The 16,599-nt window shown below is 58.2% G+C and carries 9 protein-coding genes and 1 pseudogene; 2 read left to right on the top strand and 8 right to left on the bottom strand.

Features of this window, described 5'->3' with window-relative positions; all coding sequences use genetic code 11:
* Positions 1–31: 31 nt before the first annotated feature.
* Complete coding sequence (gene pflB / locus BHE81_RS20655) at positions 32–2,314, top strand: formate C-acetyltransferase (RefSeq protein ID WP_004191136.1); 2,283 nt, start codon at positions 32–34, stop codon at positions 2,312–2,314.
* Between the two features lie 191 nt (positions 2,315–2,505).
* Positions 2,506–3,246, top strand: coding sequence for a pyruvate formate lyase 1-activating protein (gene pflA / locus BHE81_RS20650; RefSeq protein WP_002898145.1), 741 nt, complete (start codon positions 2,506–2,508; stop codon positions 3,244–3,246).
* 162 nt (positions 3,247–3,408) lie between these two features.
* Here the strand turns inward: pflA and BHE81_RS20645 are convergent, their stop codons facing one another.
* From BHE81_RS20645 to ftsK, 8 genes and pseudogenes are all read right to left on the bottom strand, one after another.
* On the bottom strand, positions 3,409–4,557 hold the full coding sequence (locus BHE81_RS20645; protein ID WP_023342916.1) for an MFS transporter: 1,149 nt from the start codon (positions 4,555–4,557) through the stop codon (positions 3,409–3,411).
* Positions 4,558–4,831: 274 nt separating this feature from the next.
* A complete protein-coding gene (locus BHE81_RS20635) occupies positions 4,832–5,695 on the bottom strand; it encodes a dimethyl sulfoxide reductase anchor subunit family protein (protein WP_004150844.1) in 864 nt (287 codons plus the stop codon).
* Between the two features lies 1 nt (position 5,696).
* Positions 5,697–6,313, bottom strand: a pseudogene (locus BHE81_RS20630) (DMSO/selenate family reductase complex B subunit).
* 10 nt (positions 6,314–6,323) lie between these two features.
* On the bottom strand, positions 6,324–8,762 hold the full coding sequence (gene dmsA / locus BHE81_RS20625; protein WP_149888827.1) for a dimethylsulfoxide reductase subunit A: 2,439 nt from the start codon (positions 8,760–8,762) through the stop codon (positions 6,324–6,326).
* A gap of 200 nt (positions 8,763–8,962) precedes the next feature.
* Positions 8,963–10,255, bottom strand: coding sequence for a serine--tRNA ligase (gene serS / locus BHE81_RS20620; RefSeq protein ID WP_002898139.1), 1,293 nt, complete (start codon positions 10,253–10,255; stop codon positions 8,963–8,965).
* A gap of 90 nt (positions 10,256–10,345) precedes the next feature.
* Entirely contained in the window at positions 10,346–11,689 is a 1,344-nt protein-coding gene (gene rarA, locus BHE81_RS20615) for a replication-associated recombination protein RarA (protein ID WP_004179165.1), read from the bottom strand.
* Between the two features lie 8 nt (positions 11,690–11,697).
* Positions 11,698–12,309 (bottom strand): outer membrane lipoprotein chaperone LolA, encoded by a 612-nt coding sequence (gene lolA / locus BHE81_RS20610; protein WP_002898132.1) that lies wholly within the window; start codon positions 12,307–12,309, stop codon positions 11,698–11,700.
* Between the two features lie 122 nt (positions 12,310–12,431).
* Positions 12,432–16,541, bottom strand: coding sequence for a DNA translocase FtsK (gene ftsK / locus BHE81_RS20605; protein WP_149888826.1), 4,110 nt, complete (start codon positions 16,539–16,541; stop codon positions 12,432–12,434).
* Between the last annotated feature and the right edge of the window lie 58 nt (positions 16,542–16,599).

The following is a 16,599-nucleotide window of genomic DNA, read 5'->3' as shown; positions in this document are numbered from 1 at the left end:
TAAAAAATCCACTTAAGAAGGTAGGTGTTACATGTCCGAGCTTAATGAAAAGTTAGCCACAGCCTGGGAAGGTTTTGCGAAAGGTGACTGGCAGAATGAAGTCAACGTCCGTGACTTTATTCAGAAAAACTACACCCCATATGAAGGCGACGAATCCTTCCTGGCTGGCGCGACTGAAGCGACCACCAAGCTGTGGGACACCGTAATGGAAGGTGTAAAACAGGAAAACCGCACTCACGCGCCTGTTGATTTTGACACTGCCCTGGCTTCCACCATCACCTCTCACGACGCGGGCTATATCGAGAAAGGTCTGGAAAAAATCGTTGGTCTGCAGACCGAAGCGCCGCTGAAACGTGCGATCATCCCGTTCGGTGGTATCAAAATGGTTGAAGGTTCCTGCAAAGCGTATAATCGCGAGCTGGACCCGATGCTGAAAAAAATCTTCACAGAGTACCGTAAAACTCACAACCAGGGCGTTTTCGACGTCTATACCCCGGACATTCTGCGCTGCCGTAAATCCGGCGTGCTGACGGGTCTGCCGGATGCTTACGGTCGTGGTCGTATCATCGGTGACTACCGTCGCGTTGCGCTGTACGGTATCGACTTCCTGATGAAAGACAAATTCGCCCAGTTCAACTCTCTGCAAGCGAAACTGGAAAGCGGCGAAGACCTGGAAGCGACCATCCGTCTGCGTGAAGAAATCGCTGAACAACACCGCGCACTGGGCCAGATCAAAGAGATGGCCGCTAAATATGGCTATGACATCTCTGGTCCGGCGACCACCGCTCAGGAAGCGATTCAGTGGACCTACTTCGGTTACCTGGCTGCCGTGAAATCTCAGAACGGCGCGGCAATGTCCTTCGGTCGTACCTCCAGCTTCCTGGATATCTACATCGAGCGTGACCTGCAGGCGGGTAAAATCACCGAGCAAGACGCGCAGGAAATGGTTGACCACCTGGTCATGAAACTGCGTATGGTTCGCTTCCTGCGTACCCCGGAATATGATGAACTGTTCTCCGGCGACCCGATTTGGGCAACGGAATCCATCGGCGGTATGGGCGTTGACGGCCGTACTCTGGTGACCAAAAACAGCTTCCGCTTCCTGAACACCCTGTACACCATGGGGCCGTCTCCGGAGCCGAACATTACTATCCTGTGGTCTGAAAAACTGCCGCTGAGCTTCAAGAAATTCGCCGCTAAAGTGTCCATCGATACCTCTTCTCTGCAGTATGAGAACGATGACCTGATGCGTCCGGACTTCAACAACGACGACTACGCTATCGCATGCTGCGTAAGCCCGATGGTTGTTGGTAAGCAAATGCAGTTCTTCGGCGCTCGCGCTAACCTCGCGAAAACCATGCTGTACGCTATCAACGGCGGCGTGGATGAAAAACTGAAAATGCAGGTTGGTCCGAAATCTGAACCGATCAAAGGCGACGTCCTGAACTTCGACGAAGTAATGGATCGCATGGATCACTTCATGGACTGGCTGGCTAAACAGTACGTCACCGCGCTGAACATCATCCACTACATGCACGACAAGTACAGCTACGAAGCCTCTCTGATGGCGCTGCACGACCGTGACGTTATCCGCACCATGGCGTGTGGTATCGCTGGTCTGTCCGTTGCTGCTGACTCCCTGTCTGCTATCAAATATGCGAAAGTTAAACCGATTCGTGACGAAGACGGTCTGGCTGTTGACTTCGAAATCGAAGGCGAATACCCGCAGTTTGGTAACAACGACCCTCGCGTCGATGACATGGCCGTTGACCTGGTTGAACGTTTCATGAAGAAAATTCAGAAACTGCACACCTACCGCAACGCTATCCCGACTCAGTCTGTTCTGACCATCACCTCTAACGTGGTGTACGGTAAGAAAACCGGTAACACCCCAGACGGTCGTCGCGCTGGCGCGCCGTTCGGTCCAGGTGCTAACCCGATGCACGGCCGTGACCAGAAAGGTGCAGTAGCCTCTCTGACCTCCGTCGCTAAACTGCCGTTTGCTTACGCGAAAGATGGTATCTCTTATACCTTCTCTATCGTGCCGAACGCGCTGGGTAAAGACGACGAAGTTCGTAAGACCAACCTGGCAGGTCTGATGGATGGTTACTTCCATCACGAAGCGTCCATCGAAGGTGGTCAGCACCTGAACGTGAACGTCATGAACCGCGAAATGCTGCTCGACGCGATGGAAAACCCGGAAAAATATCCGCAGCTGACCATCCGCGTATCTGGCTACGCCGTACGTTTTAACTCCCTGACCAAAGAACAGCAGCAGGATGTTATTACCCGTACCTTCACTCAGACCATGTAATTCCCTGTCTGACTGAAAAGGCGTACAATAAAGGCCCCACATCAGTGGGGCCTTTTTAACAAGCATTCCCCGCCCCAGCCTGCTTTGCCAGTTATCTATACTTTGGGTACCTGTCAAAACAGACTCGACGCAGCCGCGGAGCTGCGCACCAACACGGCCCCGGATGGGCCACATCTGGAGAAAACACCGCAATGTCAGTTATTGGTCGCATTCACTCCTTTGAATCCTGTGGCACCGTTGATGGCCCGGGCATCCGCTTTATTACCTTTTTCCAGGGCTGCCTGATGCGCTGCCTGTACTGCCATAACCGTGACACCTGGGATACCCACGGCGGCAAAGAAATCACCGTTGAAGAATTAATGAAAGAGGTGGTGACCTATCGTCACTTTATGAATGCTTCCGGCGGCGGCGTCACCGCCTCGGGCGGTGAGGCGATCCTGCAGGCGGAGTTTGTTCGCGACTGGTTCCGCGCGTGTAAGAAAGAAGGCATCCACACCTGCCTGGATACCAACGGCTTCGTACGTCGCTACGATCCGGTTATCGACGAGCTGCTGGAGGTAACAGACCTGGTGATGCTGGATCTCAAGCAGATGAACGATGAGATTCACCAGAACCTGGTGGGCGTCTCTAACCATCGTACGCTGGAATTCGCCCAGTATCTGGCGAAGAAGAATATCAATGTCTGGATCCGCTACGTGGTGGTTCCCGGCTGGTCAGACGATGATGATTCCGCGCACCGCCTGGGCGAATTTACCCGCGATATGGGCAATGTCGAAAAAATCGAGCTGCTGCCCTACCATGAGCTGGGTAAACACAAATGGGTAGCGATGGGCGAAGAGTACAAGCTGGACGGCGTCCATCCGCCGAAGAAAGAGACCATGGAGCGGGTAAAAGGCATCCTTGAGCAGTATGGTCACAAAGTAATGTACTGATCCCGCCCGGGCCGGTGATGCGCTTATGCCGGCCTGCAACGGCGTGGGAAGCTGTGTCCGCCCCGCCGTTTCATTCTCATGAAAAACGACTTGTCCTCTCTGCGGCAGAAAGCCTATGCGATTGCAGCAGATGACGCGCAGCATGCGCTGCGCGTTGCAGGGTCAGGCGTGCGCCACCGGCGTCGGATGATGCCCGGCTTTGCGCAGCAGGGTCAGCAGATAGATAAACGACACGCTGGCGATCATGATAAACAGCAGGTTGTCTGAGAAGTTCTGCATCAGCATCGCCGTCAGGGTCGGGCCCAGCAGGCTGCCGATGGTATAGCTCATCAGCAGCGCCTGATTCATCGCCACCAGCTGATGGTGCTCCACTTTTTCACAGGCCCAGGCCATCGCCACCGGATACAGCGTGAAACCAGATGCCCCAAGCACAAACAGCGCCGGGGCCATTGCCGCCTGACTAAGCATCGCCAGACATCCCAGAATGACCACAAAGACCTGTACCCGCAGCACCAGCAGGCGACCGTAGCGGTCTGCCAGGCGCCCTACCGGCCACTGGCCGAGGATCCCCGCACTCACCATCACCGCCATCCAGAAGCCGATGCCGGAGTCGCTGACGCCCTGATGGTTCAGCCACAGCGGCATCAGGCCATACAGCGAGCCGAGGACAATCCCCGAAATAATACAGCCATTGACCCCGTGGCGCGCCTGGCGCAGCTTCAGCATCGGCCAGATACGTACCGTTTCATGCAATTCTTCTGCCTGCCCCATAATGCGGGTAAACAGCAACGGCAGGATCGCCGCCAGCGCCAGGCCGGTCACCCACGGCAGGACGCTCATTAAATCGGTGGGTAATTTACTGACCATCAGCTGGCCCAGTACGGTACCGACGTAATAGACCATCATGTACGCCGCCAGCAGACGACCGCGACTGCGGGAGGTGCCGCTGCAAACCAGCGCGCTTTCCACCACCACCCAGATCATCGCGCAACCTACGCCGGCGATAAAACGCCAGCTCAGCCATGTCCAGAAGCCAACGGTGATCCCCAGCCCTACGCAGCCGACGGCGAAAATTAACGATGCGAGATAATAGCTACGGTTAAACCCCAGGCGCTTGATCACCCAGCCGGCCAGCAACGTACCGGCCAGGTTGCCGGTAAAATAGGATGACCCCACCATGCCGACCTGCCAGGTTGGCATGTTTTCATGGGCGAGCCAGAGCGGGACGAGCGTATTCAGCACCGCTATCGCCAGGGTCAATAAAAGCAGGCCACAGAGCAGCATTTGCACTGGCCGGGTGTAGATGGTCATGGGTAAAAACCGTGAGGAATGTTCAGATCGCGAGCGCATCATGCCACTGCTAAAAACATTGTCAATCCACCTGAAATCAGGCGTGACGCGGTTTTGTCGGCTACGATAGAAGTTTTTTATCCAGAGGATGGAAAAAGGTGAGACAACAGATAATACGCTATTGTTTTTGCTGGTTTATTAATAAATGCCGAAGTTAATTTCAGTTGAAAAATTTCATCTATCGACAGCACGTTTTCATCATGCCGGTGGTTAGGCACCGGCATGATGGAGGTGGTTAACTGGCGACAGCCATCCCAACGGTCATATGCAGGCCATAGAATACGCCGCGGCCGATCATCTCTCCCGCCAGTATCAGAACAAAGGCCAGGCCGAGCAGCGAGACCGCCGGTTTGCGGCCGCGAATCTGCGGCACGCACCAGCAGGCCAGGGCCAGCGCCAGCAGCACTACGCGCCAGGCCATAAGCAACCCGTAATCCGGCACCAGGGCGGAGGCCTGCTGAACTGAGCTGCGGATGGTGGCAAGTTCACTTCCCTGCATCACGACCACCATAATACTGACCAGCAGCGCCAGCAAACTAACCACCGGCAGCAGGCGCAGCGCCCAACCATCGACGCCTGCAACGCGCAGCAGCAGGTAGCCCAGCAGTGGACCGCCGATAAACAGCGTCAGGAAGAAGCTCAGCGGCGTCCAAACGGTGTACCAGGTCGGCACCGTGTCGATGGTGTTGTATACCCGCACCATCATCCACACGAAAATCACGCCCAGCACCATGGTCACCACCAGCCACAGGCTCCGCAGGCCGGCAGGCAGCTTTTTGCACACGGCCAGCAGCCAGCCAATTCCGCCGACGGCGAAGAAGATCGCCCCGCTGGCTATTTCATTACTCAGCGACGAGGCTCCCACGCGATTCAGCGAATTAAAGGCCCGCAGCGGCGAGCCAAGGTGCATCGTCGAGGCAATAAACCCGATCCCCATCAATACCCACAGTCCGAACATGCTGCCCACCACGCGCTGCTCCTGCTCACGGGAAAGCTTGCCTGTCATCAGCGCCAGCGCCAGAACAATAAAGCCGCCTACGACGCACTGGCCGAATACCGTAAAGACCATCAGCGGCCATTCATGCCATCCGTTTCCCATCTCACACCTCCTTCGGGTTCGCCAGGTAACCGGTGGTATCGCCACACGGCCGGGCATTGGCGTTAGGTTTGATAACGATACTCGGCCGGGTAAAGTGCGCCGACGGCAGCGGCGCTACCGCGGCCAGCTGGCCGTGCTTAGCGCGCAGTTCGGCAATCGGCCCGAAATCCAACGCCCGCAGCGGGCAGGACTCGACGCAGATCGGCTTTTTCCCCTCGGCGACGCGCTCGTGACAGCCATCGCACTTGGTCATATGGCCTTTGTCGGCGTTGTACTGCGGGCGCCGTACGGGCAGGCCATATGGCAGTAGCGGCAGCCAATGCATACCTCTTCGTTGACCACCACAAAACCGTCTTCGCGCTTATGCATCGCGCCGCTCGGACAGACCTTGGTGCAGGCCGGATCTTCACAGTGGTTACAGGCGATGGAGAGGTAATAGGCAAACACGTTCTGCTGCCAGACGCCGTTGTCCTCCTGCCAGTCGCCGCCGGCATATTCATAGATGCGGCGGAAGCTGACCTCCGGAGTCAGGTTCTTGTAGTCCTTACAGGCCAGTTCGCAGGTTTTGCAACCGGTGCAACGGGCGGAATCAATAAAAAATCCATACTGAGTTGTCATCGGTTACTCCTTACAGCTTCTCAACCTGAACGAGGTTGGTATGCGACGGGTTTCCCTTCGCCAGCGGCGACGGACGCTGGGTGGTCAGCACGTTGATGCTGCCCGCCTGATCCACACGCGAGGCGTCCGGGTTGTACCAGGCCCCTTCCCCCAGCGCGACGACGCCCGGCATCATGCGCGGCGTCACCTTCGCTTCGATATGCACTTCACCCCGATCGTTGAAGATGCGAATACGATCGCCGTTGTCAATGCCGCGCTTGCGGGCATCGATCGGGTTAATCCACATCTCCTGCCGACAAGCGGCCTTCAGCACATCGACGTTGCCGTAGGTCGAGTGGACGCGAGATTTATAGTGGAAGCCGGTGAGCTGTAGCGGGTATTTCGCTGTCAGCGGATCGTTGTAGTTTTCGAAACCCGGGGTGTAGATCGGCAACGGATCGATAACATCCCCTTCCGGCAGCTCCCAGGTGGCCGCGATTTTCGCCAGATCCTGCGAGTAAATTTCGATCTTGCCCGAAGGCGTGGTCAGCGGATTAGCCTGCGGATCCTCACGGAAGGCTTTGTAGGCCACATGATGACCTTGCGGATCGCGCTGCTTATAGATGCCCTGCTGACGGAAGGTGTCGAAATCCGGCAGGTCGGGAATCGCTTTGCGCGACTGCTCATACAGATAGCGCATCCAGCCTTCCTGGGTACGGCCCTCGGTAAACTGCTCTTCGACGCCCAGACGCTTTGCCAGTTCGCTGGTCATCTCATAGATGGTTTTGCATTCAAAGCGCGGCTTGATGGCCTGATCGGCAAAGATAACGTAGGACATGTTGCCGCAGGAGGCATCCAGCGCGAAATCCATCTGCTCGGAGGCGGTACAGTCCGGCAGCAGAATATCAGCGTATTTCGCCGAGGAGGTCATATGGCAGTCAATGACCACAATCATCTCGCATTTCTTGTCGTCCTGCAGGATTTCGTGGGTCCGGTTGATCTCAGAATGCTGGTTAATCAGACAGTTGCCCGCATAGTTCCAGATCATTTTGATCGGCACGTCGAGCTTATCTTTACCGCGTACGCCGTCGCGCAGAGCGGTCATTTCCGGGCCGCGCTCAATCGCATCGGTCCACATAAACATCGAGATACTGGTCTCAACCGGATTCTCCAGCGTCGGCATACGCTCAAAAGGCAAACTATACGAGCCCTCGCGCGCCCCGCTATTGCCGCCGTTGATCCCGACGTTACCCGTCAGAATGGCGAGCATTGAGATGGCGCGGGTGGCGATCTCACCGTTGGCGTGACGCTGCGGACCCCAGCCCTGGCTAATATAGGCCGGTTTGGCGGTGGCAATTTCGCGCGCCAGTTTAACAATGCGTTCGCGCGGAATACCGGTAATCGTCGAGGCCCACTCCGGCGTTTTGGCGATACCGTCAGTGCCCTGGCCAAGAATGTAAGCTTTGTAATGACCATTGGCTGGCGCACCGGCGGGCAGCGTTTTCTCGTCGTATCCCACGCAGTATTTATCGAGGAACGGCTGATCGACCAGATTCTCGGTGATCATCACCCACGCGAGGCCCGAAACCAGTGCCGCATCGGTCCCAGGACGAATCGGGATCCATTCATCTTCACGCCCGGCGCCGGTGTCGGTATAGCGCGGATCGATGATTATCATCCGGGCATTGGATTTCTGCCGCGCCTGTTCAAGGTAGTACGTCACCCCGCCGCCGCTCATCCGCGTTTCGCCGGGGTTATTGCCGAACAGCACCACCAGCTGACTGTTTTCAATATCCGATGGGCTGTTGCCGTCCGCCCAGCCGCCGTAGGTGTAATTCAGACCGGCAGCAATCTGCGCTGATGAATAGTCGCCATAATGGTTGAGATAGCCGCCGCAGCAGTTCATCAGACGGGCAATCAGCGTTTTCCCCGGCGGCCAGGAGCGGGTCAGCGTCCCGCCGAGCGTGCCGGTGCCGTAGTTCAGATAGATGGATTCATTGCCGTACTCTTTAATCAGCCGCTGCATATTGCTGGCGATGGTATCCAACGCCTCTTCCCAGCTGATTTGCTCGAACTTGCCCTCACCGCGTTTACCAACGCGCTTCATCGGGTACTTCAGACGGTCCGGATTATAGACCCGGCGGCGCATTGAACGCCCACGCAGGCAGGCGCGGACCTGGTGCAAACCGTCATAGTTATCATCACCGGTATTATCGGTTTCGACGTATTTAATCGCGCCATCCACCACGTGCATGCGCAGCGGGCAACGGCTACCGCAGTTGACGGTGCAGGCGCTCCAGACCACCTTCTCACTGGCGGGCGCCGGCGTATCGGCAGCATGCGACAGTCGGGTAAAAGGTAACGTTAGTGCGTTGCTGGCCAGCGCCAGGCCGCCTATTGCCGTGGTTTTCATCAGACCACGGCGGCTTACCTCAGCAGCCAGTAAAGCATCAGGGGCTTTAATTTTCATGGATACTCGCTTTGGTTGCTCACAATAAACTGACAAGCGTTATATAGGCATATATATAATGCTTTGCGATATTATTGGTTTTTTATGCTGGTTTAATCCAAAGGGAGTATCACTGCATTCGCGACAAGGATTATTGCCCGGTATCAATAAGGGCGTAAAAAAAGCGCCCGCAGGCGCTTTTAAAAGAAGGAGTGAGAAGTTTAGCCGATATATTCGAGGCCGCGCATATACGGGCGCAGCACTTCCGGGATCTCGATACGGCCATCAGCCTGCTGATAGTTTTCCATCAGCGCCACCAGGGTACGACCTACTGCCAGGCCAGAACCATTCAGGGTATGAACGAGACGGGTCTTCTTATCGGACTTGCTGCGGCAGCGAGCCTGCATACGACGCGCCTGGAAATCCCAGACGTTGGAGCAGGAGGAGATCTCACGATAAGTGTTTTGCGCCGGAACCCATACTTCGAGGTCATAGGTTTTGCAGGCGCTGAAGCCCATATCGCCGGTGCACAACGCGACCTTACGGTACGGCAGGCCCAGCAGCTGCAGCACTTTCTCGGCGTGACCGGTCATCTCTTCCAGCGCGGCCATAGAGTCTTCCGGGCGGACGATCTGCACCATTTCAACTTTATCGAACTGGTGCATACGGATCAGACCGCGGGTGTCGCGGCCATAGGAACCGGCTTCAGAGCGGAAGCACGGCGTATGGGCGGTCATTTTGATCGGCAGATCGTCCTCGTCGATGATTTCATCGCGCACCAGGTTGGTCAGCGGCACTTCCGCCGTCGGGATCAGCGCGTAGTTGCTGCTGTCAGCCTCTTCTTCCAGCGGACGGGTATGGAACAGGTCGCCGGCGAATTTCGGCAGCTGGCCAGTGCCATACAGGGTGTCCTGGTTTACCAGGTACGGGACATAGTTTTCGCTGTAGCCATGCTGTTCGGTGTGCAGATCCAGCATGAACTGCGCCAGGGCGCGGTGCAGACGGGCCAGCTGCCCTTTCATCACCACGAAGCGCGAGCCGGTGAGCTTAACGGCGGCGGCAAAATCCAGCCCCCCGTGCATTTCACCCAGCGTCACATGATCGCGCACCTCAAAATCGAACTGACGCGGCGTACCCCAGCGGCTAACTTCAACGTTGTCGTTTTCGTCGCGGCCAACCGGCACATCATCATGAGGAATATTCGGGATCGCCAGCGCGATATCGCGAATTTCCGCCAGCAGCGTTTCCAGCTCGGATTTTGCAGCATCCAGTTGTTCGCCAAGCTTGTTAACTTCCAGGCGTAATGGCTCGATGTCTTCCCCGCGCGCTTTCGCCTGGCCAATGGATTTCGATCGGGAGTTACGCTCCGCCTGCAGGTTTTCCGTTTGCACCTGCAGAACTTTACGACGCTCTTCAAGCGCGCGAAGTTTATCTACATCCAGCTTAAAGCCCCGGCGTGCCAGTTTTTCTGCGACTGCGTCTGGCTCGGTACGCAGCAGATTGGGATCGAGCATGCTTATCCTGTGCTTATCGAATTAAAAAAGAAAAGTGGCCGCAGACTACGACCACGGAAATAGTGTAATAACCTTACCGCAACGCCTCAATTAGCGGTAGCGTTTTATCGGGCTATTTTGATCCTGTTCAGCGAGCCAGGCGAGCTTTTCGCCAATTTTGCCCTCAAGCCCCCGGTTTGTCGGGTGATAATAGCGCGTTTGCGCCATTTCCTGCGGGAAGTACTGCTCGCCGGCGGCGTAGGCGTTGGGTTCGTCATGAGCGTAACGATACTCCTGGCCGTAGCCCATCTCTTTCATCAGCTTCGTCGGCGCATTGCGCAGATGCACCGGAACGTCGTAGTCAGGACGATCCCGCGCGTCGGCCAGCGCCGCTTTGAAGGCGGTGTACACCGCGTTGCTTTTCGGCGCGCAGGCCAGATAGACGATGGCCTGGGCAATCGCCCGTTCGCCTTCCGCCGGCCCGACGCGGGTAAAGCAGTCCCACGCCGAAATGGCGACCTGCATCGCCCGCGGGTCGGCGTTGCCGACATCTTCCGAGGCAATCGCCAGACAGCGGCGGGCAACATACAGCGGATCGCCGCCGGCGGTGATGATCCGCGCGTACCAGTAAAGTGCCGCATCCGGCGCGCTACCGCGCACCGACTTATGCAAGGCGGAAATCAAATCGTAGAACCGGTCGCCTTTGTTATCAAAGCGCGCGCTGCGCTCGCCAGCGATCTCGGTCAGCAGTTCCGCCTTCAGCACCCGCTTGCCCGAGTCATCGCTTTCGGCCATATCGGCCATCATTTCCAGGGTATTCAGCGCTCGCCGCGCGTCGCCATTCACTAGCTCGGCAATGGCCCTGCGGGTCTCATCCGGCAAAACGATATCCTGGCCGCCGTAGCCGCGGGTTTTGTCGTTCATCGCCTGGTCAAGCACCCGCTCGATATCGTCGGTGGTGAGCGATTTCAGTAAGTAGACGCGAGCGCGGGAGAGCAGCGCCGAGTTAAGCTCAAAGGAGGGGTTTTCGGTGGTCGCGCCAATAAAAGTAATGGTGCCGTCTTCAATATGCGGCAGAAAGGCATCCTGCTGGCTTTTATTAAAGCGATGCACTTCGTCAACAAACAGGATGGTTCGCCGGCCGGCGTTGCGATTTTGCCGCGCGCGCTCAATAGCCTCGCGAATCTCTTTCACCCCGGAGGTTACCGCTGAGATCCGTTCGACATCGGCGCTGGCGTAGCGGGCAATCACTTCCGCCAGAGTGGTCTTGCCGGTACCCGGCGGCCCCCAGAGGATCATCGAATGCAGGTGCCCGGCCTCAATGGCCCGCGGCAGGGGTTTACCCGGCGCCAGCAGGTGCTGCTGGCCAATATACTGCGCTAAATTTTCTGGCCGCATGCGAGCGGCCAGAGGTTGAAACGCGTTGTCGGAAAAATCGAGCGACAGATTGCTCACTTTCGCCTCTACTTACGTTGATCGTCCACCGTCACCCCTTTCGGCGGCGTAAAGGTGAACTTAGCTGCGTCGACGGCGCCGTTCTGCTGCGATTTCAGCTGATAGCTGCTGCGCTGATCATCCTGCTCGACGGCGCTGAACTGATGGATAGTGCCGTCCCGACCGACGTTGATCGTGAACTGCTTGAGGTTGCCGCTGCCGCTTTTTGGCGTCAGCACAAAATCATCGCCATTTTGCTTGATATTATATTGCTGCCAGTCGCTGGACTGGTTGCGGGCAATCAGCATAAACGGCGTGTTGCTGGTAGCGTCTTTCAGCCAGGTCGCCGTGGCCTGCTCGACGAACGGGTTATAGAACCACAGCGTTTTACCATCCGAAACGAGGACGCTCTCATCCGGTTGGGTCATATGCCAGTTAAACAGGTTCGGGCGTTTCACCCACAGGTCTCCCTGCCCGTCCTGCACGGCGTTACCGCTGCCGTCGGTGACTTTTTGCGTGAAGCTGGCATGGAAGCTGCTCACTTTATCAAGACGGCTTTTTAAGTCGCTGGCCGCATCTGCCCAGACCTGGCTGACGACCATACCAGACAGTAATGCACAGGTGATTGCGAGTTTTTTCATTGTTCTTCCTTAATGTGCGTCACTCCCGACGCGGGAGCCTCTTCTGCCCCTACTGTAGGACCGCCGGCGGCGGCGGGACAGAAGAATTGGCTGATTTTGCGCTTATTTACCCAACTTTGCACTCATTCAAAGGGCGGCGGCGCCAGCACTTCGCGGTTACCGTTATGGCCCTGCTCGCTGACGATACCCTGCGCTTCCATCTGTTCGATAATACGCGCGGCACGGTTATAGCCGATGCGGAACTGACGCTGAACCCCGGAAATCGACGCTTTGCGCTTCTCGGTCACAAAGTTGACTGCCTGATCGAACAACGGATCCAGCTCTTCCCCGCCGTCGAAGCCGCCACCGCCGCCTTCGCTTTCGCTGTCGGAGGTAATGCCTTCCACATATTGCGGGCGACCGCGGGCTTTCCAGTCCTGAACCACGGCGTGGACTTCCTGGTCGCGCACAAACGCCCCGTGGACGCGCACCGGCGTGGTAGAGTTCGGCCCGGAGTAAAGCATATCCCCCATACCCAGCAGCGATTCCGCGCCTCCCTGATCGAGAATGGTACGTGAGTCAATTTTACTCGACACGGTAAAGGCGATGCGCGTCGGGATGTTGGCCTTAATCAGGCCGGTAATAACATCTACCGACGGACGCTGTGTCGCCAGCACCAGGTGGATCCCCGCCGCGCGCGCTTTCTGCGCCAGGCGAGCGATCAGCTCTTCCACCTTTTTGCCGACGGTCATCATCAGATCGGCGAATTCATCCACCAGCACCACGATGTACGGCAGTTTTTCCAGCACCGGATGTACGGCGTCCATGCTGTCGCCAGGCTTCCAGTACGGATCCGGGATCGGACGTCCCATGCGCGCGGCTTCGGCGATCTTCTCGTTGTAGCCCGCGAGGTTACGCACGCCCAGCGCCGACATCAGCTTGTAGCGGCGCTCCATCTCATTGACGCTCCAGCGCAGCGCATTGGCGGCGTCTTTCATGTCGGTGACCACTTCCGTCAGCAGGTGCGGAATTCCTTCGTAGACCGACAGCTCGAGCATTTTCGGGTCGATCATAATGAAACGCACATCTTCCGGCTGCGCCTTGTAGAGCATGCTGAGGATCATGGCGTTGACGCCAACAGACTTACCGGAACCGGTGGTACCGGCCACCAGCAGATGCGGCATTTTCGCCAGATCGGCTACTACCGGATCGCCAGCGATGTCTTTGCCCAGCACCACGGTGAGCGGAGATGGGTTATCACGGAACTTGGCGTTGTCGAGCACTTCACGCAGGTAGACGGTCTGGCGTTTTTTATTCGGCAGCTCAAGCCCGACATACGGTTTGCCCGGGATCACCTCCACCACGCGCACGGCGACCGTTGACAGCGATCGCGCCAGGTCCCGTGACAGGTTAGAGATCCGTGCGGCCTTAACGCCAGGCGCCAGATTCAGTTCGAAGCGGGTGATCACCGGCCCCGGTGAGTAGTTCACCACATCCGCTTTAATGCGGAAATCGGCGAGTCGCGCTTCCACCAGGCGTGCCATCTGCTCGAGAGCAAAGGTATCCACCGGCTCGACTTCACTCGGCGGCGGGGTAAGCAGATCCAGCGACGGCAGTGGCGTGGTCGGCTTTTGCAGCGGTCGACTATCGCCATTGCGCATCAGCAGCGGGTGGATCAGGCTCTCCTGCGGCGCAGGGGCGGCAGGCTGATGCCCCTGCGGGGCAACCGGTTGTTGCGGCTGTACGGGCTGCGACGCAGTCGGATAGGATTGCGGCTGCGGCGGCACAGGCTGATGGTGTATCGGCTGATGCTGCGCAGGTTGATAACCCTGCTGCGGAGCGGCCGCCGGTTGTTGATAGCGCTGGGCCGGCTGCTGCGGCTGGACTTCCGGCGTGGGCGTAAACAGCGGTTCGCTCGGGCCGTCATTGACCAACGTTTTCATCGGCGAGAATTCATAATCTGCCGGCGAGAACGGGTTGGCGCCCGGCGGCTGCTCTGTAGCGTACCGCTGCTGCTGGGTAGCGGCAAACTGACGCGCCAGCTCCGCTTCCGCCGCGGCGTCGGCCTCATCGTCATCAGTCGCGTTATCGTCTTCCCAGCGATGACCGTAGCGCTGCTGCTGGGTGGCGGCGAACTGGCGAGCCAGTTCATCCTGCTCCATAGCATCCGCTTCCTCATCCGAGAGCAGCTCATCATCATAATGCGGATCGCGCTCCGCCTGCCGCGCGCGCTGTTCCGCCTCCCGCTGCGACGGTAGCTTGATGCCGTAGGAGGCCAGTTCCCGACGCGTAGGAACACGCACGCGATTGGGCCGCGGTAGTTTTGGACCGATGCCCTCTTTCACCTGAACCCGTGGGCCGCTGGACGCCGGGCTGAACAATGGCGTAGCCGCAGCGGATGCGGCAGTGGACGAGGTTGTTGCCGCCGCGCCGCCGCTGGCGGCGGTAGCCTGATGCACCCCAGCCGCTACCGCAGAGACTACGGTTGTCTCCACTGGCGGTTTGGACGCAGTGGTCGGCGGCGTCAGCGGTTTAGTGGCAATCGGACTTTCCGGCTCAGGAATTGGCTGATACCAGGAGGCCAACAGCTCGCGTTCGCGCGCCCGCTTCTCTTCCACTTCCTCGAAATAATAGAGCGGCGGACGTTTCACTTCCTCCTGCACGACCTCGGGCTCTGGCTCCGGTGGGGGAACTGGCGCGCTTTGCGGCTGATACGCCGCTGGCTCCGGCTGATACGGCTGCGGCGCGGGCTGGCCGGCATGCGGGTCGTAAGCCGGCTGCTGGTAGGTCTGCGGCGCGGGCTGACCGGCATGCGGATCGTAAGCCGGCTGCTGATAGGTCTGAGGCGCAGGCTGACCGGCATAGGGATCGTAAGCCGGCTGCTGATACGGCGCTGGCTCAGGCTGATAGGCCTGCGGCGCAGGTTGACCGGCATACGGATCGTAAGCCGGCTGCTGATACGGCGCTGGCTCAGGCTGATAGGCCTGCGGCGCAGGTTGACCGGCACGCGGATCGTAAACCGGCTGTTGATACGGCGCTGGCTCAGGCTGATACGCCTGCGGTGCGGTTTGCCCCGCTGGCGGCTGATAAGCAGCCTGCTGGAACGGAGCGGGTTCAGGCTGATACGCCTGCTGCGGCGGATAGCTGGCTTCCGGCTGATAAGCTGGCGCAGCGCCGTGATGGCCCACCGGTGATTCTGCCCACGCCTGCGGCGCGGCAGTAGCCGCCGCCGCTGCGCTTACCGGCTCAGCGATACTGTGGCCATTCAACAACGGATCGTAAGGGTCGAAATCGCCCGGGCGCACGGCGCTGGCGCCGGAGAACAGCACATCATCCTCTGCGGGACGCGCGGCGCTGGCGCCGGAAAACAGTACATCGTCGGCGGCAACAGGCGCCCCGCTGGCGCTGTATTGCACCACCTCTTCGCCGTCATCCATCCGTTTGCCGGAGAAAAGCGCAGCGTCGGTTTTACGCCCCATAGGGTTGGTAAACTTCTCGGCCAGACGCTTACGCCGCGCCAGCGCGCCGCGTAAGATACGGGCGCGACGCGATTCCTGCGGCCTGGCCGCCTCTTCGTCGTCGTACTCTTCCTCTTCGTCTTCGTATTCGCCTTCATCGACCCAGGTATCATCCCGACGGGTACGGTTGCTGGCAAAGGTGAGAACGGACAGGATGCCGCCGCCCAGCTTTTCCGCAATGCTGACCCACGACCAGCCGGTGAAAAGCGTCAGCCCGGCCGCCCAGATACACAACAGGGCGATGGTGCCGCCGCTGCTGTGCAGTAGGGGTTGCAGCGTGGTGCTCAGCAGGCTGCCGATCACCCCGCCGGAGGCGAAGTACCAGATATCATCGGCGTTAATCGCCGCCAGACCACAGGAGGTCAGGATCAGGGCTAACGCACCGATGAGGCGAAGGGAAACGGCAAAATAATCAATGTATTCGTCGTTTTCCTGATGCCGCCAGGCAAACCAGCATCCGCCGATGATGATCACCGGGATGGTGTAGGCCATGACGCCAAAAATGAAAAAGAGGGTATCGGCAAGCCACGCGCCGGGGGCGCCGCCTAAATTATGAATAGGCTCATGCCATGCCGTTTGCGACCAGCTGGGGTCCGAGGGGTTAAAGCTCAGTAGTGCCGCCATCAGCCAGATGGCGAAGAGGGAGCAAAGGATGAGCATCGCCTCAAGGAGTCGGCGCCCGCTGCTGAGTTTGGTTAGTTTGACTTCTTTGTCTTCGGTGTATTCCTGGCTCAAGAAAGGCTCTCCAGGTATCAGGCTGTTTCCTGCCTGCTGCTAAAACGGACAACAGCGC

It is taken from the genome of Klebsiella sp. AqSCr (assembly GCF_008452795.1).
Taxonomy (GTDB): domain Bacteria; phylum Pseudomonadota; class Gammaproteobacteria; order Enterobacterales; family Enterobacteriaceae; genus Klebsiella; species Klebsiella pneumoniae.
Note: the sequence above shows the minus strand (reverse complement) of the source record. Positions and strands in the feature narration are given on the sequence as shown.